Annotated in this window: 15 protein-coding genes; 11 read left to right on the top strand and 4 right to left on the bottom strand. The window is 66.6% G+C overall.

What is annotated here, in order from left to right:
* Window positions 1-196: 196 nt before the first annotated feature.
* Complete coding sequence (gene ggt / locus ABE464_RS07595; RefSeq protein WP_346471431.1) at window positions 197-1915, bottom strand: gamma-glutamyltransferase; 1719 nt, start codon at window positions 1913-1915, stop codon at window positions 197-199.
* A 656-nt stretch (window positions 1916-2571) separates the two neighbouring features.
* Between ggt and ilvC the strand changes: the two genes are divergently transcribed.
* From ilvC to gdhA, 9 genes are all read left to right on the top strand, one after another.
* Complete coding sequence (gene ilvC, locus ABE464_RS07590) at window positions 2572-3546, top strand: ketol-acid reductoisomerase (protein WP_070473592.1); 975 nt, start codon at window positions 2572-2574, stop codon at window positions 3544-3546.
* Between the two features lie 40 nt (window positions 3547-3586).
* Complete coding sequence (gene ilvG / locus ABE464_RS07585) at window positions 3587-5320, top strand: acetolactate synthase 2 catalytic subunit (RefSeq protein WP_070473594.1); 1734 nt, start codon at window positions 3587-3589, stop codon at window positions 5318-5320.
* Window positions 5304-5564 carry an ACT domain-containing protein gene (locus ABE464_RS07580; protein ID WP_070473596.1) on the top strand — a complete coding sequence of 87 codons (261 nt, stop codon included), beginning with the start codon at window positions 5304-5306 and terminating at the stop codon, window positions 5562-5564. Before ilvG ends, ABE464_RS07580 begins: the two co-directional genes overlap by 17 nt.
* Window positions 5565-5678: 114 nt before the next feature.
* Complete coding sequence (locus tag ABE464_RS07575) at window positions 5679-6776, top strand: threonine dehydratase (RefSeq protein WP_259259206.1); 1098 nt, start codon at window positions 5679-5681, stop codon at window positions 6774-6776.
* A 2-nt stretch (window positions 6777-6778) separates the two neighbouring features.
* Window positions 6779-8326, top strand: a complete 1548-nt coding sequence (locus ABE464_RS07570; RefSeq protein ID WP_259259205.1) for a 2-isopropylmalate synthase — start codon at window positions 6779-6781, stop codon at window positions 8324-8326.
* A gap of 39 nt (window positions 8327-8365) precedes the next feature.
* Complete coding sequence (gene leuC, locus ABE464_RS07565) at window positions 8366-9787, top strand: 3-isopropylmalate dehydratase large subunit (protein WP_346471430.1); 1422 nt, start codon at window positions 8366-8368, stop codon at window positions 9785-9787.
* Window positions 9787-10365: a 3-isopropylmalate dehydratase small subunit gene (gene leuD, locus ABE464_RS07560; RefSeq protein ID WP_088432620.1), complete on the top strand. Its 579-nt coding sequence runs from the start codon at window positions 9787-9789 to the stop codon at window positions 10363-10365. Before leuC ends, leuD begins: the two co-directional genes overlap by 1 nt.
* Window positions 10355-11416: a 3-isopropylmalate dehydrogenase gene (gene leuB, locus ABE464_RS07555; RefSeq protein ID WP_346471429.1), complete on the top strand. Its 1062-nt coding sequence runs from the start codon at window positions 10355-10357 to the stop codon at window positions 11414-11416. The genes leuD and leuB overlap by 11 nt, the downstream gene beginning before the upstream one ends.
* 109 nt (window positions 11417-11525) lie before the next feature.
* Entirely contained in the window at window positions 11526-12869 is a 1344-nt protein-coding gene (gdhA, locus tag ABE464_RS07550; protein ID WP_346468617.1) for an NADP-specific glutamate dehydrogenase, read from the top strand.
* A 68-nt stretch (window positions 12870-12937) separates the two neighbouring features.
* Here the strand turns inward: gdhA and ABE464_RS07545 are convergent, their stop codons facing one another.
* The 3 genes from ABE464_RS07545 to ABE464_RS07535 form a co-directional block, all read right to left on the bottom strand.
* Window positions 12938-13978: a hypothetical protein gene (locus ABE464_RS07545; protein WP_346471428.1), complete on the bottom strand. Its 1041-nt coding sequence runs from the start codon at window positions 13976-13978 to the stop codon at window positions 12938-12940.
* A 116-nt stretch (window positions 13979-14094) separates the two neighbouring features.
* Window positions 14095-17265, bottom strand: coding sequence for an efflux RND transporter permease subunit (locus tag ABE464_RS07540; protein ID WP_346471427.1), 3171 nt, complete (start codon window positions 17263-17265; stop codon window positions 14095-14097).
* A gap of 4 nt (window positions 17266-17269) precedes the next feature.
* The gene (locus tag ABE464_RS07535) at window positions 17270-18415 is read right to left on the bottom strand and encodes an efflux RND transporter periplasmic adaptor subunit (RefSeq protein WP_346471426.1); all 1146 of its coding nucleotides are present in this window, start codon (window positions 18413-18415) and stop codon (window positions 17270-17272) included.
* Window positions 18416-18535: 120 nt separating this feature from the next.
* Here ABE464_RS07535 and ABE464_RS07530 point away from each other — a divergent pair, with 120 nt between their 5' ends.
* Both ABE464_RS07530 and ABE464_RS07525 read left to right on the top strand, forming a co-directional pair.
* A complete protein-coding gene (locus ABE464_RS07530; protein ID WP_346471425.1) occupies window positions 18536-19201 on the top strand; it encodes a TetR/AcrR family transcriptional regulator in 666 nt (221 codons plus the stop codon).
* Window positions 19202-19332: 131 nt separating this feature from the next.
* Entirely contained in the window at window positions 19333-19980 is a 648-nt protein-coding gene (locus ABE464_RS07525; RefSeq protein WP_123730249.1) for a protein-L-isoaspartate O-methyltransferase, read from the top strand.
* Window positions 19981-19984 lie beyond the last annotated feature (4 nt).

Here is a 19984-nt window from a genome sequence, read left to right as displayed (position 1 = left end):
GGGTGGGTTGGCGGGACCGTATGCCGCCATGGATGGCGGCATACGAGCCTACATGGACGTACTTGCGGCGGGTCCCGCAGACCCACCCAGGCCGGCCCACTACCCGCAGCCCCAAAGCGTCCTGCTTTACGCCCTGCTCTACGCTCTGCCCTGCGATTCCGCCAACCAGCAGTCGGCGCTACGAAGCACTGGGGAATCAGTACCCCGCCGCCTGCCCATCCTTGCGGCTTTCCGACGCGCCGTAATACACCCCGGTCTCGGGATCCCGCAGGATCGCCTGATACCCACCATACGGGCCATCCGCGAACACCACCCGGTGGCCCTTGCGCATCAGCGCGCGCACCGTCTCATACGGGAAGCCGGTTTCCAGATTCACCTCGCCGCCATCGCTCATCGCCGTCACCTGCCCGGTCGGCTCGGTCGAGCCCTCATGCTGGATGCGCGGCGCATCGCCGGCTTCCTGCAGATTCATCCCGAAATCGACCATGTTCATCACGATCTGCGCGTGACCCTGCGGCTGCATCGCGCCACCCATCACACCGAAGCTCATCCACGGCTTGCCGTTCTTGGTGACGAAGCCGGGAATGATGGTCTGGAACGGACGCTTGCCCGGCGCATAGCCATTCGGGTGATCCTTTTGCAGCACGAACATCTCGCCGCGGTCCTGCAGGATGAAGCCCAGGCCCGGAGGCGCCATGCCGCTGCCCATGCCGCGGTAATTGGACTGGATCAGCGAGACCATCATGCCGTCCGCATCGGCCACGGTCAGGTAGATCGTGTCGCCTTCCTGCAGCTGCTTGGGCGTGCCAGGCTGCACTTCACTCAGCGCCTTGTCCATGGAGATCAGCGTGCGGCGCTCGGCGGCGTAGCCTTTGGAGATCAGCTTATCGACCGGGGCCGGATGGAAGGCAGGATCGGTGTAGAAACGCGCGCGGTCGGCGAAGGCCAGCTTCTTGGCTTCCACGAACAGGTGCACATGCTCGGGCGAGCCGAAGGCGATCTTGGAGAAATCGTAGCCTTCCAGCACGTTGAGGATCTGCAGCGCGGCAATGCCCTGGCTGTTGGGCGGCAGCTCCCACACGTCATAGCCGCGGTAGTTGCTGCTGACCGGCTCCACCCACTCGCCGTGATGGCTGGCCATGTCGTCATAGCTCAGGTAGCCACCGTTGGCCTTGAAGTAAGTGCCGATGGTGCGGGCGATCTCGCCTTTGTAGAAGGCATCGCGGCCGCCCTGGGCGATCTGCTCCAGGGTGTGGGCCAGGTTCGGGTTCTTCCACACCTCGCCCTTGCGCGGGGCATGGCCGTTGATCGTGAACTGCTCGGTGAAACCGGGGTACTTGGACAGTCGCGGCACCGAGCGGTCCCAGTAGTAGGCGATGACCTCGGCGACCGGGTGGCCTTCGCGGGCGTAGCGGATCGCAGGCGCGAGGTTGTCGGCCATCGGCTTGCGGCCGAAACGGTCATGCAGGGCGAACCAGCCATCCACCGCGCCGGGGACCGAGACGGGCAGTGGGCCGGTGGCCGGAATCTCCTTCAGGCCGCGGCGCTGGAACTCGGCCAGGGTCAGCGACTTCGGCGAGCGGCCCGAGCCGTTGTAGCCATACAGCTTCTCGGTTTTGGGGTCCCACACGATCGCGAACAGATCACCGCCGACGCCGTTGCCGGTGGGTTCCATCAAGCCGAGGGCGGCATTGGCCGCGATCGCGGCATCCACGGCCGAGCCGCCGGACTTCATCACGTCCAGGGCGATCTGGGTCGCCAGCGGCTGGGAGGTGGCGGCCATCGCATGCGGAGCGATCACCTCCGAGCGGGTGGCGAAGGTGTGGCCGGTGATCCGGTCAGCGGCGATGGCGGCGGCGGGCAGCGTACACAGGACGGCGGCGGCGAGCAGACCGCGGGCAAGGCGTGAGGACACGGGGTGGTTCCTGAGAGGTGGTAGCGAGCTGATGGTGGCGGCAGATGCCGCCGGAGGACATCCCACTATGGTCATGCACCTCACACAAATCGGCCCCGAATCCGCGCAATCGTGCCCGGCAAAATGCTGAATTCCGGTTCACCGGAACGCTTTCAGCCGCAACTATCCTTGTACGGCGGGGCGTTGCGGTGGATGCAGGCGAAACCGATGGAAATTGTCTTTCCAAGGTTGACACCGCCGAAACCCGTGTGGTTTTCTCGATCTCATGTTGCAGCGCACAGCCACCCGCGAATCCATCGAGCACGCCGACCACGGCGCGGCCTCCATCCGTTCGCTTCTCGTACTCGTACTTATTACCCAACCAACAGGTGCGGGACGGACCGGCGTGTAAGCAAGACTGCCAGGTATCCATCAAAACCCGCACCCGACCAGGTGCGGGTTTTTTCGTTTCAGAACCCTTTGATTTCCATCCTCCCCGCCGAGTTGCCTTCCACCATGACCCGCCAGCCCACCTCGAGCCAGCCGATGCCCACCGCCCCCACGGCGGGTGCGTTCGCGTGTGCTCGCGGCCAGGCCGGCGCCACCCCTTCCCCTGATGGGCCGACGCGTCGCTGACCGTCGGCCCTCTTTTTTCTTGCCTCCAAAGGACCTCCCCCATGAGCACCAACGACCTGCCCCAGATCAAGATCGCTGTTGTCGGCTACGGCAGCCAGGGCCGCGCGCACGCGCTGAATCTGCGTGAATCCGGTTTCGATGTCGTCGTCGGGCTGCGCCCGGGCGGTCCCACCGAGGTCAAGGCTCAGGCCGACGGCTTCACCGTCAAAGCCCCGGCCGAGGCGGTGAAGGATGCCGATCTGGTCGCCGTGCTGACCCCGGACATGGTGCAGAAGAAGCTCTACGAAGACGTGCTCGCGCCGAACATGAAACAGGGCGCGGTGCTGCTGTTCGCGCACGGTCTGAACGTGCATTTCGACATGATCAAACCGCGCGAGGATCTGGACGTGGTGCTGGTCGCGCCGAAGGGCCCGGGTGCACTGGTCCGTCGCGAGTATGAGATCGGCCGCGGCGTGCCGTGCATCTGGGCGGTCTACCAGGACAAGAGCGGCAAGGCCGCCGAGTTCGCCCTGGCCTACGCCGGTGGCCTGGGCGGCGCGCGCGCCAACCTGATCCAGACCACCTTCAAGGAAGAAACCGAAACCGATCTGTTCGGCGAGCAGGCCGTGCTGTGCGGTGGCGCTTCGGCACTGGTGCAGGCCGGTTTCGAAACCCTGGTCGAAGCCGGCTACCAGCCGGAAATCGCCTACTACGAAGTACTGCACGAACTGAAGCTGATCGTGGACCTGTTCTACGAAGGTGGCATCACCCGCATGCTGGAATTCATCTCCGAAACCGCGCAGTACGGCGACTACGTCAGCGGCCCGCGTGTGATCGATGCTGGCACCAAGGCGCGCATGAAGGACGTGTTGACCGATATCCAGAACGGCACCTTCACCAAGAACTGGGTGGCCGAGTACGAAGCGGGCCTGCCGAACTACAACAAGTTCAAGCAGGCCGACCTGGAGCACCCGATCGAGAAGGTAGGCAAAGAACTGCGCGCCAAGATGGTCTGGTTGCAAAGTCAAGCCGCGTAAAACGCGCGGCTCCCCCACCCGCTTTCGTAAAGGTCACCGCATGAATACCTCCGCACACAGCACCGCGCCCCGCAACGGCGCACGCTGGTTGACGCAGGCCCTGGAAGCCGAGGGCGTGCATACGCTGTTCGGCTATCCGGGCGGCACCATCATGCCGTTCTATGACGCCCTGGTGGATTCCGGGCTGAAGCACATCCTGGTCCGCCATGAGCAGGGCGCGGCCCTGGCCGCCAACGGCTTCGCCCGTGCCAGCGGCCGGGTCGGCGTCTGCGTCGCCACCTCCGGCCCGGGCGCGTCCAACCTGGTCACCGGCATCGCCGATGCGATGCTGGATTCGGTGCCGATGGTCTGCATCACCGGTCAGGTCGCCACCCCGCTGCTGGGCACCGACGCGTTCCAGGAACTGGACGTGTTCGGGCTGACCCTGCCGATCGTCAAGCACAGCTGGCTGGTGCGCTCGGTCGATGACCTGCCGCAGGTGGTCGCCGATGCGTTCCGTATCGCCCGCGAGGGTCGCCCGGGGCCGGTGCTGATCGATCTGCCCAAGGACGTGCAGGTGGCCGATGCGTCGCACCTGCCCGACCACGTGCCGTCCACGGTGGTCGCACCGCCGGCGCCGAATGACGACGCCATCGCGCAGACCATCGCCGCCATCGCCGGGGCCGAGAAGCCGGTGATCTATGCCGGGGGTGGCGTGGCGCTGGGCGATGCGGTGGAGGACTTCCGTGCCTTCGTCGAGGCGACCCGTATTCCAACCGTGCTGACCCTGCGCGGGCTGGGCGCACTGCCGCCGCAGCACCCGCACTACCTGGGCATGCTGGGCATGCACGGCACCCGCGCAGCCAACATGGCCGTGCAGGAAAGCGATCTGCTGATCGTGGTCGGCGCACGTTTCGATGACCGGGCCACCGGCAAGTTGAACGAGTTCGCCCCATTCGCGCGTGTCGTGCATATCGATGCCGATGCGTACGAAATCTCCAAGCTGCGCACCGCCGACATCGCGGTGCCGGGCAACGTCGGTACGGCGCTGCGCGCACTGACCGCTGCGGCCACCGCGCCAGCCACGCAGGAGGCCTGGGCCAAGCGCTGTCAGGGCCACCGTGAACGCTTCGCCCCGCGCTACGACGCACCGGGCAAGCACATCTACGCCCCGGCGCTGCTGAAGCGCCTGAGCGAGCTGGCGCCGAGCGACGCGATCATCGCCTGCGATGTCGGCCAGCATCAGATGTGGGTCGCCCAGCATTGCCGCTTCACCCACCCGCGCAACCACCTGACCAGCGGCGCGCTGGGCACCATGGGCTTCGGCCTGCCCGCGGCGATGGGTGCACAGTTCGCCTGCCCGGATCGCACCGTGGTGCTGGTCTCCGGCGATGGCAGTTTCATGATGAACGTGCAGGAGCTGGTCACCATCGCCCGCTGCCGCCTGCCGGTGAAGATCGTGCTGCTGGACAACAGCTCGCTGGGCATGGTCCGCCAGTGGCAGGAGCTGTTCTTTGCCGAGCGCTACAGCGAGATCGATCTGTCGGACAACCCGGACTTCGCCGCGCTGGCGCAGGTGTTCGGCATTCCGGCCACGCGCATCGAAGCGCGTGACGATGTTGAAGGTGGTTTGGCCGCGATGCTGGCCCAGCCTGGCCCGGCCCTGCTGCATGTGGCCATCGATGCGCGTGCCAACGTGTGGCCGCTGGTGCCGCCCAACAATGCCAACAGCACGATGCTGGAAAGCAACCCCGCTCATCAGTCCCAGGAGTTCCCCAATGCAATACCGGCTTGACCTGGTGCTGACCCCGGCCGAAGGCGCGCTGCTGCGCGTGATCGGCATGGCCGAACGCCGCGGCTTCGCACCGCGCGCGATCGCCGGTGCGCCCAATGCCGCCGACGATGGTCGCTGGCACCTGCAGCTGGTGGTCGATTCCACCCGCCCGCCGGAAACCCTGCGCCGCCAGATCGAGAAGATCTACGACTGTGTGTCGGTGCGCATCAGCGCACTGGAGCCCGGTACTGGAGTATCCGCATGAACGCCCGCACCGTTGCATCGGTGCCGGTACGGAGGTGTCTTCTCGGTCGTACGTCGCACCGTGCGCCGTGGCAGCGCGCGTCGCTCCGGAACGATCACCATGGCCGGGTGCGTGATGCCGGCTAGCCGTACCCCGCAGGAACCGGACGTAGGCGACGTAAGCGTCGCCGATGTGCTGGCCGCGCAGGCGCGGCTGCGCCGCTTCCTGCCGCCCACGCCGCTGCATTACGCCGAGCGTTTCGGCGTGTGGCTGAAGCTGGAGAACCTCCAGCGCACCGGCTCCTACAAGGTGCGCGGTGCATTGAACGCCCTGCTGGCCGGGCGTGAGCGCGGCGACGACCGCCCGGTCATCTGTGCATCGGCCGGCAACCACGCCCAGGGCGTGGCCTGGGCCGCCTACCGCTTGAACATTCCGGCGATCACGGTGATGCCGCACGGTGCACCGGCCACCAAGATCGCCGGGGTCGCCCACTGGGGCGCCACCGTACGCCAGCACGGCGAGAGCTACGACGAGGCCTACGCCTTCGCCCGTGCCCTGGCCGACCAGCACGGCTACCGCTTCCTGTCCGCCTTCGACGACCCGGACGTGATCGCCGGCCAAGGCACCTTGGGCATTGAGCTGGCCCCGCATGCGCCGGACGTGGTGATCGTGCCGATCGGTGGTGGTGGCCTGGCCTCCGGCGTTGCGCTGGCGCTGAAATCGCAGGGCGTGCGCATCGTCGGTGCACAGGTGGAGGGCGTCGATTCGATGGCCCGCGCCATCCGCGGCGACGTGCGTGAGATCGCCCCGGTCGCCACCCTGGCCGACGGCGTCAAGGTGAAGATTCCCGGTTTCCTGACCCGCAAGCTGTGCAGTGCACTGCTGGACGATGTGGTGATCGTGCGTGAAGCCGAGCTGCGCGAGACGCTGGTGCGGCTGGCGCTGGAAGAGCACGTCATCGCCGAAGGTGCCGGCGCGCTGGCACTGGCCGCCGGTCGCCGCGTCGCCGGCAAGCGCAAGTGCGCGGTGGTCTCCGGTGGCAACATCGATGCGCTGGTATTGGCCCAGCTGCTGGCCGACATCCGTCCCCGCCCCCCGCGCAAACCGCGCCGCCGCGCCAGCGAGCGAACACGCCCGCCCCTACCAACCGTGCTCGCGACATCCCCGATTTCCGCTTCGAATCCTACCTCTGCCATCCCATCCGACCTTGCCGTCGAGGAGACCTCCTGGTGACCATGCCCAACTCCCCCCGAATCAGAATTTTCGACACCACCCTGCGCGACGGCGAGCAATCGCCCGGCTGCAGCATGAGCCCGCAGCAGAAGCTGGTGATGGCCCGCGCACTGGACGAACTGGGCGTGGATGTCATGGAAACCGGCTTCCCGGCCAGCTCCCAGTCCGACCGCGAAGCGATGGCGATGATCGCCCGCGAAGTGCGACGCCCGACCCTGGCCGTGCTGTCGCGCTGTCTGGCCGCGGATATCGAAACCTCGGCCAAGGCGCTGGAGACAGCGGCGAACCCGCGCCTGCATGTGTTCCTGTCGACCAGCCCGCTGCACCGCGAGCACAAGCTGCGCATGACCCGCGAGCAGGTACTGGAGTCGGTGCACAAGCACGTCAGCCTGGCCCGCAGCTACGTGGGTGATGTGGAGTTCTCCGCTGAAGATGCCACGCGTACCGAGGAAGACTTCCTGATCGAGGTCGCCCGCGTGGCCGTGGCTGCCGGCGCGACCACCATCAACCTGCCCGACACCGTGGGCTTCACCACGCCGGAAGAGATCCGCGGCATGTTCCAGCGCGTGATCGCCGGCGTGCCGGACAGCGACCGCATCATCTTCAGCGCGCACTGTCACAACGATCTGGGCCTGGCCGTGGCCAACTCGCTGGCTGCCATCGAAGGCGGCGCGCGCCAGGTCGAGTGCACCGTCAACGGTATCGGCGAGCGCGCGGGCAACTGCTCGCTGGAAGAAATCGCGATGGTGCTGAAGGTCCGCAACGCCTTCTACGACGAAGACACGCGCATCAACACCCCGCGCATCGTGGCCACCTCGCAGCTGCTGCAGCGCCTGGTCGGCATGCCGGTCCAGCGCAACAAGGCGATCGTCGGCGCCAACGCCTTCGCCCACGAGTCGGGCATCCACCAGCACGGCATGCTGCGCCACCGCGGCACCTACGAAATCATGCGCCCGGAAGACGTGGGCTGGGAATCCTCGCAGATGGTGCTGGGCCGCCACAGTGGCCGCGCCGCGGTCGAACAACGCCTGCGTGCGCTGGGCTTCTTCCTGTACGAGGAGGAACTGAAGCACGTCTTTGAACAGTTCAAGGCGCTGTGCGAACAGCAGCGCGTGGTCACCGACGCCGACCTGCAGACCCTGATGCAGGGCAGCGCCACCCAGAACGGCTATCGCCTGGCCTCGATGACCATCAGCGATGTGGGCAGCCGCGCCAACGCGCTGGTCGAGCTGTCCGATCCGGAGGGCAACCGCGTTGCCGAGACGGCGCAGGGCGATGGTCCGGTCGATGCACTGTTCGGCGCATTGTCGGCCGCCACCGGCGTGCAGTTGATGCTGGACAGCTACCACGTGCACAGTGTGGGCATCGGCGCCGATGCGCGCGGCGAAGCCAACCTGAGCGTGCGCCACGAGGGTGTGGAGTACGAAGGCACCGGCACCAGCCGCGACATCATCGAAGCCTCCGCACTGGCGTGGCTGGAGGTCGCCAACCGTCTGCTGCGCCAGCGCAACGCGACGGCCGACCAACCCGCGGCCACCGCCGCGGCCTGAGCCCCCACTACGTACCCCGAACCGCAGCAAGGCCAGTCCATGACCCCAGCTCCCCGCACCCTGTACGACAAACTGTGGGATGCCCACGTCGTCGTTCCCGAGACCGACAGCGCGCCCGCCGTGCTGTACATCGACCTGCACCTGATCCACGAAGTGACCTCGCCGCAGGCCTTCACCGAACTGCGCGAGCGCGGCCTCTCCCCGCGCCGGCCGGACCGGACCAAGGCCACGATGGATCACTCCACCCCCACCCTGCCGGCCGGCGCCGACGGCAAGCTGCCCTATGCCAGCGCCGCCTCCGAAGCCCAGGTAGCGATGCTGGCCGACAACTGTGCCGCGCATGGCATCGAGCTGTTCGACCTGCAGTCGGCCAGCCGCGGCATCGTGCACGTGATCGCCCCCGAACAGGGCTTCACCCAGCCGGGTATGACCATCGTCTGTGGCGACAGCCACACCTCGACGCATGGTGCATTTGGCGCGCTGGCCTTCGGTATCGGCACCAGCGAGGTCGGCCATGTGCTGGCGACGCAGTGCCTGCTGCAGCGTAAAGCCAGGACGATGGCGATCACCGTCGATGGCGCGCTGGCCCAGGGTGTCGGCGCCAAGGACGTGGTGCTGCACATCATCGGTGTGATCGGCGTCAACGGCGGTACCGGCCATGTGCTGGAGTTCCGTGGCAGCGCGATCGAAGCGATGGACATGGAACAGCGCATGACGTTGTGCAACATGTCCATCGAAGCCGGGGCACGTGCCGGCATGGTCGCCCCCGACCAGATCACCTTCGACTGGGTGGCCGCCACCCCGCGTGGCCCCAAGGGCGCCGACTTCGATGCCGCCGTGGCCGCGTGGTCGCAGCTGCGCAGCGATGAAGGTGCGCGCTTCGATGTCGAGGTCCACATCGAGGCCGCCGACATCCGGCCGACCCTGACCTGGGGCACGCACCCCGGCACCGCCATCGCGGTGGACCAGCCGATCCCGGCGGCCAACGACGCGGCCGCGCAGAAGGGGCTGGACTACATGCACTTCCACGCCGGGCAGACCCTGGCCGGCACCCCGGTGGATGTGGTGTTCGTCGGTTCCTGCACCAACGGCCGCCTGAGCGACATGCGCGAGGTGGCGCAGGTCCTGCAGGGCCGCCGTGTCGCTGACCGCGTGCGCATGCTGGTGGTGCCTGGCTCGGAAATCGTCAAGCGCCAGGCCGAAGCCGAAGGCATCGATGTGGTGGTGCGCGCGGCCGGTGCCGAATGGCGCGAGCCGGGCTGCTCGATGTGCATCGCCATGAACGGCGATCTGGTCGCGCCGGGACAACTGGCGGTCAGCACCAGCAACCGCAATTTCGAAGGCCGCCAAGGCCCCGGTTCACGCACCCTGCTGGCCTCGCCGATGACGGCCGCCTGGGCCGCGGTGAACGGCCGCGTAGCCGACCCACGCGAACTGTATGCCACGCTGGAGGTGGCCTGATGAGCGGCTTCCGTACCCTGACCTCGACCAGCGTGGTGCTGCGCGAGACCAACATCGACACCGACCAGATCATTCCGGCGCGCTTTCTGTCCACCACCGAGCGCGTCGGCCTGGGCAAGCACGCGTTCAATGATTGGCGCTGGCAGAGCGAGGGCGTGCCGAACCCGGCGTTCGCCTTCAACCAGCCGCATAACGCTGGCCGCAGCATCCTGCTGGCCGGCCGCAACTTCGGCTGCGGCTCCTCGCGTGAGCATGCGCCGTGGGCCCTGACCGACCTGGGTCTGCGCGCCATCGTCAGCAGCGAGATCGCCGATATCTTCCGCGGCAACTCGCTGAAGAACGGCCTGCTGCCGATCGTGCTGGACGAAGCCGATGTGCAGACGCTGATGCAGCGCCCGGATGACGCATTGACCATCGATGTGGCCGCGCGCGAACTGCGCACCCCAGATGGGCGCGTGTATGCCTTCCCGCTGGACGGCTTCTCACAGACCTGTCTGCTGGAAGGCGTGGACCAATTGGGGTATCTGTTGGGCCGTACCCCTGATATTGAACGTTACGAGAGTGAACATGCACGCTGAGATTGTCGTATTGCCGGGTGACGGCATCGGTCCGGAAGTCGCCGCTGCCGCCGTGGCGGTGCTGGAGGCCGTCGCCACCCGTTTCGGGCACACCTTCGGGTTCCAGGAACACGACATCGGTGGCATCGCCATCGATCGCCACGGCGAGCCGCTGCCGGCCGCCACGCTGGACGCCTGCCGCAAGGCAGACGCCATCCTGCTCGGTGCGGTCGGCGGGCCGAAGTGGTCCGACCCGAATGCCAAGGTCCGCCCGGAGCAGGGCCTGCTGGCGATCCGCAAGGCGCTGGGGCTGTACGCCAACCTGCGCCCGGTGCGCACGCATGCCGCTGCGCTCGGCGCCTCGCCGATCAAGGCAGAGCTGCTGGAGGGCGTGGACTTCGTGGTCGTGCGTGAGCTGACCGGCGGCATCTACTTCGGTGAGAAGACCCGCACTGCCGATACCGCCAGCGACCTGTGCAGCTACAGCGTGGGCGAGATCGAGCGCGTCATGCGCACCGCGTTCCGGCTGGCACAGACCCGCCGCGGCAAGGTCACCTCGGTGGACAAGGCCAACGTGCTGGAGACCTCGCGCCTGTGGCGTGATGTCGCTGCACGGATCGGCCGGGAGGAATTCCCGGAGATCGCGCTGGAGCACCAGCTGGTCGATTCGATGGCCATGCATCTGCTGGCCAAACCGCGCGAGTACGACGTGATCGTCACCGAGAACATGTTCGGCGACATCCTCACCGACGAAGCCTCGATGCTGGCCGGCTCGCTCGGCCTGCTGCCCTCGGCATCGCTGGGTGAACCCGGCGCGGTCGGCATCTACGAACCGATCCACGGCTCGGCGCCGGACATCGCTGGCAAGGGCATTGCCAATCCGTATGCCACGATCTTCAGCGCGGCGATGCTGCTGCGGCATTCACTGGGGCTGGACGAAGAGGCTGCTACGGTCGAGGCAGCGGTGTATGCCGTGCTGGATGACGGCGTGTTCACCGCCGATCTCGCCGCCAAGGGTTTGGCTGTGAGTACCGCCGCAGCGACCGACGCGGTCCTTGCCAAGCTGCAATGATCGCAAGGACGCGGCCTGAGGGCCGCGTTCGTGTTTCCACATCCCGCACGGCCTCCCTGTCCCGTCGGTCACGTCGCTGCCAGCGGCTGGCCCCCAACAAGGAAAGCCCTTGAACCATCGTTCCTCTGCCGACTTTCTCAACCACGTGGCCCAGCGCGATCCGCATCAGCCGGAATTCCTGCAGGCCGTCAAAGAAGTGATCCAGAGCCTGTGGCCGTTCCTGGAGCGCAACCCCCGCTACCTGGAACAAGGCCTGCTGGAGCGGCTGGTGGAGCCGGAGCGGGTGATCCAGTTCCGCGTGGCCTGGGCCGATGACGCCGGCAAGACCCATGTGAATCGCGGCTGGCGCGTGCAGCACAGTTCGGCGATCGGCCCGTTCAAAGGCGGCATGCGCTTTCATCCATCGGTCAATCAGTCGATATTGAAGTTCCTCGCGTTCGAGCAGACGCTGAAGAACGCGCTGACGACCCTGCCGATGGGCGGCGGCAAGGGCGGCTCGGATTTCAATCCCAAAGGCCGCAGCGATACCGAAGTGATGCGCTTCTGCCAAGCACTGATGCTGGAACTCCATCGTCACCTTGGTGCCGATACCGATGTGCCGGCCGGTGACATCGGCGTGGGCGCACGCGAGGTCGGCTACATGACCGGCATGATGAAGAAGATCACCAACGACGCCTCCTGTGTGTTCACCGGCAAAGGCCTGTCCTACGGTGGCAGCCTGATGCGCCCGGAGGCGACCGGCTTCGGTACGGTCTACTTCGTCGAGCAGATGCTGCACCATGCCCGCCGCGATACCGATGGCGCGAAGGTGCTGATTTCCGGCGCTGGCAACGTCGCCCAGCATGCGGCGATCAAGGCCATCGAGCTGGGCGCGAAAGTGCTCACGCTCTCCGATTCCGGCGGCACGCTGTACGCCCGTGATGGCTTCGATGACGCGGCGCTGCAGGAGGTGGTGGAACTGCGCAACGAGCGCCGCGGCTGCCTGTCCGAACTGGCCGATGACACACGCTTCGAGTACCTGGACGGCAAGCGCCCCTGGCATATCCCGGCCGAGATCGCCCTGCCCTGCGCGACCCAGAACGAGCTGGACGAAGACGATGCCCGCGCCCTGGTCGACAACGGGGTGCTGTGCGTGGCCGAAGGCGCCAACATGCCGTCCACGCTGGAGGCGGTGGAGGTCTTCCTCGAGGCCGGCACCCTGTACGCACCGGGCAAGGCCAGCAATGCCGGCGGCGTGGCCACCTCGGGCCTGGAGATGAGCCAGAACGCGCAGCGGCTGTCGTGGCACCACGCCGATGTCGACGAGCGGCTGCACGGGATCATGAAAGACATCCACGCCAACTGCGTGCGCCACGGCAAGCGTGCCGACGGCAGCGTGAACTACGTCGATGGCGCCAACATCGCCGGCTTCGTGAAAGTCGCCGATGCAATGCTGGCGCAGGGCGTTTACTAAGGACAGATGGGTGAAGCGGCGCAGCGGTGTTCATCCGCTGCACCCTGCAGCATTTCCCGCCGCAGCGGTCAGTCCGCCGAGCGGACCTCGCTCGTCATGCACCCGGCCAGCAGGGCGCCGCCGTCGGTGGATATCACGCTGGATGCCTGCACGCGCGTGTATCCGGAGGACGCCTCCCGGGAAGCTTCGCGCATCCAATACCCTTCCGCCTGACGATCCGCCGCGCCAAGGCCAGTGGCGTCGAGCACCGCCTTCAGCGGCGCATCGCCCATGTCGGCTGCGAGATAGCCGCCATACGCGAGGACGATCGACGTCGCAGCCAAGCCCTTCAACGCCACCGGCTGCTCCAGGGTGATGACCATGACGGGCATCTCCTGGCCATCAGCACGGTACTCACGCTCGGCCACCGCGCGGACATTGTCCGGCCATGCCAGCGGCGACAGTTCCGACACACGCTCCCACAGATTGGCGATGCGCTGCATGGCAGCGTCGTCAGCCCGACATTCGAGCGCGGCGCCAAAATCACTTGCCGTGGCCGTCTCGCGCCATCGCGGTGGAACACGCGCGTCCTGCATCGGACCGGGATAATCACATCCCACCCGATAGCCCTCACCGTCGCTGCTCACCACGATGGCGCCCGGCGATGACGCATCGCGGGATGCCTCTGGTGGTGACCATACCTGGAACGGCTCACGCAGGCTGCTCGACCGCATCCGTAGCCCGTTCCCGGTGACGATGCGCGCACGCTGCCCGGCATCGATGGGAATCGAGAAGCCCATGTCATCCGCCACCAGGCGGTGCGTTGTGATGCCGTGTGCCGTCAACGTCACCGGCATGTCGATGAAGGTCGTCGCGTGCTCCTCGTCACCGCTGGGCGTGAAGCTCCAGCCCAGCAGATGGGCCGGTCGTTCCTGCGGCGTGCCATACCGTGCGCCACGCAACGCGGTCGTCACCGCCTGCATCGTTGCCGGTGAGGCACGGCACTCCAGCAGCTCGACGAGATCGCGCTGGAAACTGGCAGCGGGGTTTGCCTGCGCTGGCAACGCGGAAGACATCAGCAGAACGATCGCCGCCGCAGTGGCGAACCGAGAAAAGGAACGTGAAGACATCATGCGCGACCGAAGAAATCCGGTGTGCATTGTGCGCTTGCTGGCACCGCAAAGACGACAGGGATTCGCGTCGCACTGAAAGCATGAAGCCGGCCATCGGCCGGCTTCATCGTCCCTCAGCCTTCGCTGGTCTTCGCCTCATCCGGCTTCACCCGGAACCACGCGGCATACAGCGCCGGCAGGAACACCAGGGTCAGCACGGTACCGACGATCAGGCCGCCCATGATCGAGATCGCCATCGAGCTGTAGAACGCACTGCGGGACAGCGGGATCATCGCCAGCACCGCCGCCAGCGCGGTCAGCACGATCGGGCGGAAGCGGCGCACGGTGGCATCGATGATCGCGTGCCAGCGGTCATGCCCGGCGTCGATGTCCTGCTGGATCTGGTCGATCAGGATCACCGAGTTGCGCATGATCATGCCGGCCAGCGCGATCGTCCCCAGCAGCGCCACGAAGCCGAACGGCGCGCGGAACAGCAGCAGGAACAGGGTCGCGCCGATGATGCCCAGCGGTGCGGTGACCAGCACCATCGCCGCACGCGAGAAGCTGCGCAGCTGCAGCATCAGCAAGGTCGCCACCACGATCAGGAACAGCGGCATGCCGGCCTTGATCGAATCCTGGCCACGGGTGGAATCCTCCACCGTACCGCCGGTTTCCAGCAGGTAGCCGGACGGCAGTTCGGCACGGATGCCCTCCAGCGTCGGCAGGATCTGCTGCACGACGTCCAGCGGCTGCTTCGCGTCGGCAATATCGGCGCGCACGGTCAACGTCGGCAGGCGGTTGCGGTGCCAGATGATGCCGTCCTCGAACACGTACTCCAGGCGTGCCACCTGCGACAGCGTCACCGAGGTGCCGCTGGCGGTCGGAATGGCCAGGCTGCCCAGCATGTCCAGCCGCACACGTTCGTTGTCCGGGCCACGCAGCAGCATCTCGATCAGGCGGTTGCCCTCCCGGTAGGTGCTCACGCTCATGCCCGACAACGAGGTGCCCAGCAGCTGGCTCACCTGCGCGCTGCTCACACCCAGTGCGCGTGCACGGTCCTGGTCGATCACCAGCCGGACCACTTTGCTCGGCTCGCTCCAATCCAGGTTGACGTTCATCACGTGCGGGTTTGCGCGCACCTTGGCTTCCACTTGCCGTGCGATGGCCTGCACCTGCTCGATATGCTCGCCGGAGATGCGCATCTGCACCGGGTAGCCGACCGGCGGGCCGTTCTCCAGACGGGTCACGCGCATCTGCACGTCCGGGAACTGCGGAATCACATCCTTGAGCAGCCAGTCGCGGGTCGCCTCACGTGCGGTGGCATTCTCGGTCAGCACCACGAACTGCGAGAAGTTGGTGGCCGGCAGCTGCTGGTCCAACGGCAGGTAGAAGCGCGGCGAGCCGGTGCCCACGTAGGCCACGTAATTACTGATGCCTTCGCGGTCCTTGAGCAGCTTTTCCAGCTTGGTCGCCTGCGCCTGGGTGGCCTGCAACGAGGCACCCTCGGCCAGTTCGATGTCCACCATCAGTTCCGGGCGGGTCGAATCCGGGAAGAACTGCTGCGGCACGAAGCGGAAGATCAGCAGCGAGAACACGAACAGCGCGGCCGTGGCGGCGATCACCCACCAGCGATGGCGCAGGCAGACATCCAGGAAACGGCGGAAGCGCACGTAGAACGGACGCTGGTACGGATCATGGTCGTGCGCATGCACCTTCGGCGCGATCCAGCGCGCGAACGCGGGATGGCGGTCGGCCCACCGAAGGCGACGGGCATGCCAGCGCCCCGCCAGGCTGTCCGGCTTGGGCGGCTGCGGATTGAACAGGTCCGGCAACATCTTGTCGCCCAGGTACGGAATGAACAGCACCGCGGCGATCCACGACACCACCAGCGCGATGGTCACCACCTGGAACAACGAGCGGGTGTATTCGCCCGTGCTGGAGGCAGCCGTAGCGATCGGCAGGAAGCCGGCCGCGGTGATCAGCGTACCGGTCAGCATCGGGAAGGCGGTCGACTCCCACGCAAAGCTGGCCGCGCGCAGACGGTCGTAGCCCTGCTCCATCTTGGTGGCCATCATCTCCACCGCGATGATCGCATCGTCCACCAGCAGGCCCAGCGCCAGCACCAGCGCGCCGAGAGAAATCTTGTGCAGGCCGATGCCAAAGTAATGCATGACGAAGAATGTCATCGCCAGCACCAGCGGAATGGTCACGCCCACCACCAGGCCGGTGCGCAGGCCGAGCGAGAAGAAGCTCACCAACAGCACGATCACCACCGCTTCGGTCAGCACCTGCACGAACTCGCCGACGGACTCCTCCACCGCATGCGGCTGATCGGAGACCTTGCGCAGCTGCATGCCGGCCGGCAGCGTCTTCTGCAGGCGTTCGAACTCGGCGTCCAGCGTACTGCCGAGCTTGAGGATGTCGCCGCCGTCTTTCATCGCCACCGCAATGCCGATGGCGTCTTCGCCCATGAAGCGCATCTTCGGCGACGCCGGATCGGCAAAACCGCGCTTGATCTCGGCGATGTCGCCCAGGTGCACGGTGCGGTCGCCAGCCTGGATCGGGAAGCTGCGGATGTCCTCCACGCTCTTGAACTGGCCGGTGACGCGCAGCTGCACCCGGTCGGTCGGGGTTTCGAAGAAGCTGGTTGCGGCAATGGCATTCTGGTCGGCCAATGCCTGCTGCACCTGCTGCAGCGACACGCCCAGCGTGGCCAGCTTGGTGTTGGACAGCTCGATCCAGACCTTCTCGTCCTGCAGGCCTTCCAGCTCGATCTTGCCCACATCCGGCACGCGCTGCAGTTCCAGCTGGATGCGGTCGGCGTAGTCGCGCATCACTGCGTAGTCGAAGCCCTGCCCGGTCAACGCGTAGATGTTGCCGAAGGTATCGCCGAACTCATCGTTGAAGAACGGGCCGACGATTTCGCGCGGCAGGGTCGGCTTGATGTCGCCCACACGCTTGCGCACCTGGTACCACAGGTCGGGAATCGCCTTGGAGCGCAGGCTGTCGCGCGCCACGAAGATCACCTGCGATTCGCCCGGGCGCGAGTAGGAGCGGATGAACTCGTACTGCCCGGTGTTCAGCAGTGCCTTCTCGATCGGCTCGGTGACCTGGCGTGAGACCTGTTCGGCGGTCGCGCCGGGCCAGTTCGTGCGCACCACCATCACCTTGAAGGTGAACGGTGGATCCTCGGACTGGCCCAGGTGCTTGTACGACCACGCGCCGATGATCGCGAAGGCGAGCATCGCAAACAGCACCAGTGGCCGGTTGCCCAGCGCCCATTCGGAGAGGTTGAAGCGGCGCACGGGATCAGCTTCCCTTGCCGGTGGCAGGCGCGGCGGCGGCGGCAGGCTTGGCTGCCGGTGCCAGCACCGGGCGGTTCTGGCGGTCCACTGCCGTCACCGGCTGGCCCTCGCGCAGCAGATGGCCGCCGGCGGCCACCACCCAGTCGTTCGCGTTCACCCCGCTCAGCACCGGAACGGATTCAACGCCGTACGCGCCGACCGTCACCGGCGTGGCCTTCAACGTGTGCTTGGCCGGATCGACCACCCACACACTGCTGCGCCCATCGGCCCCGCGCTGCACTGCCGCCAGCGGCAACTGCAGCGTGCCCTGGCGACCGGCCGCGGCGAACACGCGCGCGCTCTGGCCCAGCTCGACCTCGGTCAAGGCTTCCGGTGCCAGGCTGACGCGGGTGGCATAGGTACGCCCCTGGGCATCGGCGGCCGGGGCGATCTCACGGATCGTGCCGGCCAGCAGCTGGCCCGGACGGTTCCACAGTTCCACCTGCACCGGCTGGCCCACCTGGTAATCGCGGATGTTGCTTTCCGGCAGCGCGATCACGACTTCGCGGCCGCCATCCGCGGCCAGGGTGAACACGGTCTGCCCGGCGCTGACCACCTGCCCGGCTTCGGCCTGGCGGCTGGCGATCACGCCATCGGCCGGCGCACGCAGCTGCGCATACTCGGCCTGGTTGCGGGCCACGGCCAGATTGGCGCGGGCGGCATTGGCCTGGCCCTGTGCGGCCTTGAAGGCAGCGGTCTGGCTGTCCAGCGCGGATTGGCTGACCAGCTGCTGCTCGGCCAAGGTGGCGTAGCGCTTCTGGTCATCCCGGGCGCGGACCAGGTCGGCTTCGGCGGCAGCCAGCTGCGCTTGCGACGCACTGGCCTGGGAGGCGTAGTCGGCGGCGTCCAGCTCGGCCAGCAGCTGGCCCTTGCGCACACGCTGGCCGGCATCGACATGACGCTTTATCAGGTTGCCCCCGACGCGGAACGACAGCGGGCTCTCCTCGCGGGCCCGGATCTCACCGGGATAGGCAGCCACTTCCTGGCCAGCCACGGTGCCGGCGTGGACCACCAGCACCGGAATCGGCGCAACCGGCTCGGCGTCCTGCTTGCCACATGCTGCCAGCGCGATCGCCAGCAACCCACCACCCATCCATCGCATGTTTTTCATGAGGTCCTGGACCTGAAGTAACCCGGGAAAAGCCGCTGGAGACACACTGTTCCAGCCGCTTCAATATTGAACCAGCCGGTATAGTATAAATATCGAACCGATTGGTCTAGTATTGTTTGGATGACTGATGCTACCCCCTCTACATCGCCCTCCAAGCCGCCCGCCAAGGCCGCCGGACCAGGGCGCCCGAAGGATCTGGGCAAGCGCGCGGCCATTCTGGAAGCCGCCAAATCGCTGTTCGTCGACCAGGGCTACAACGGTGTGAGCATGGACAGCATCGCTGCCCAGGCAGGCGTCTCGAAGCTGACCGTTTACAGCCATTTCGGCGACAAAGAAACCCTGTTCACCGAAGCTGTGCAATCCAAGTGCGTCGAGATGCTGCCGGACGAGCTGTTCGTCACCGACATCGAAGGCCCGCTGCGTGACCAGCTGATGGGCATTGGCCACGCCTTTTTCAGCCTGATCACCTCCGATGCGGCGGTCGCCGTGCAGCGGGTGATGATGTCCCCGGATACCGATGACCGGATCCGCGAGATGTTCTGGCTGGCCGGCCCGCAGCGGACCACCGACGCGCTGGGCGAATTTCTGCGCGCCCGCACGGCCCGCGGCGAGCTGGAGATCACCGATTTCCCGACCGCTGCGATCCAGTTCCTGACCTTGATCAAGGGCGAGCTGCATACGCATATGATGTGCGGGTTGCGGCCGGCCCCGGCTGAGTGCGATGCCGACGCCCATGTGAGCGCCAGCGTCGACTTTTTCCTGCGGGCGTATGCCCGGCGGGACTAAACTGAATGGACCGGAGGTCGCGGTGACTTCCGGCACTGCGACCCCGGCGCGACGGCAGCGATGCTCTCAGCGCGCCGCCGGCTCCCGGCACCGGTAAAATGGCCGGCCCACTGCGCTGGATATAGAACCTCATGACGATCGATTACTCCCACGCCCGCGAACTGATGGTCGAACAGCAGATCCGCCCCTGGGATGTGCTGGAAATCCGCGTGCTCGATGTACTGGCACGCTTGCCGCGGGAGGCGTTCGTCGCTGAATCGCACCGGGCCCTGGCCTACACCGATATCGAGCTGCCGCTGGGCAATGGCCAGAAGATGATGAAGCCGGTCATCGAAGGCCGCACCCTGCAGGCGCTGGATCTGCAGCCGGGCGATGAAGTGCTGGAAATCGGCACCGGCAGCGGCTACCTGAGCGCCTGCATGGGCGAGCTGGCCCGCGAAGTGCTGAGCCTGGAAATCGACGCCGAGCTGGCCACGACCGCGCGCGCGCGTCTGGACGCGGCCGGCCTGGGCAACAACGTCCGCATCGAAACCGCCGACGCCCTGACCTGGGACACCGAGCGCCGTTTCGATGCGATCTGCGTCACCGGCGCGGTGGATGTCATCCCGTCACGTTTCGCCCAGTGGCTGCGTCCCGGCGGTCGACTGTTCGTGATCCGTGGCCGTTCGCCGGTCATGGAAGCGGTGCTGGTCAAGGCGGACGGCACCACTGAATCGCTGTTCGAAACCGATATCGATTACCTGCGCGGTGCCGCCCCGGCACCCCAGTTCCAACTCTGAGTCC

Origin of the sequence: Stenotrophomonas sp. TWI587 (assembly GCF_039674145.1) — a bacterium.
Lineage (GTDB): Bacteria > Pseudomonadota > Gammaproteobacteria > Xanthomonadales > Xanthomonadaceae > Stenotrophomonas > Stenotrophomonas maltophilia_AY.
Note: the sequence above shows the minus strand (reverse complement) of the source record. Positions and strands in the feature narration are given on the sequence as shown.

Coding starts and splice junctions, on each gene's coding strand:
- ABE464_RS07525 (WP_123730249.1), top strand. CDS start 19,333: ATGACGATCGATTACTCCCACGCCCGCGAACTGATGGTCGAACAGCAG.
- ABE464_RS07580 (WP_070473596.1), top strand. CDS start 5,304: ATGCAATACCGGCTTGACCTGGTGCTGACCCCGGCCGAAGGCGCGCTG.
- ABE464_RS07545 (WP_346471428.1), bottom strand. CDS start 13,978: ATGTCTTCACGTTCCTTTTCTCGGTTCGCCACTGCGGCGGCGATCGTT.
- ilvC (WP_070473592.1), top strand. CDS start 2,572: ATGAGCACCAACGACCTGCCCCAGATCAAGATCGCTGTTGTCGGCTAC.
- ABE464_RS07530 (WP_346471425.1), top strand. CDS start 18,536: ATGACTGATGCTACCCCCTCTACATCGCCCTCCAAGCCGCCCGCCAAG.
- leuD (WP_088432620.1), top strand. CDS start 9,787: ATGAGCGGCTTCCGTACCCTGACCTCGACCAGCGTGGTGCTGCGCGAG.
- leuC (WP_346471430.1), top strand. CDS start 8,366: ATGACCCCAGCTCCCCGCACCCTGTACGACAAACTGTGGGATGCCCAC.
- ABE464_RS07535 (WP_346471426.1), bottom strand. CDS start 18,415: ATGAAAAACATGCGATGGATGGGTGGTGGGTTGCTGGCGATCGCGCTG.
- ABE464_RS07570 (WP_259259205.1), top strand. CDS start 6,779: ATGCCCAACTCCCCCCGAATCAGAATTTTCGACACCACCCTGCGCGAC.
- ilvG (WP_070473594.1), top strand. CDS start 3,587: ATGAATACCTCCGCACACAGCACCGCGCCCCGCAACGGCGCACGCTGG.
- ABE464_RS07575 (WP_259259206.1), top strand. CDS start 5,679: ATGCCGGCTAGCCGTACCCCGCAGGAACCGGACGTAGGCGACGTAAGC.
- leuB (WP_346471429.1), top strand. CDS start 10,355: ATGCACGCTGAGATTGTCGTATTGCCGGGTGACGGCATCGGTCCGGAA.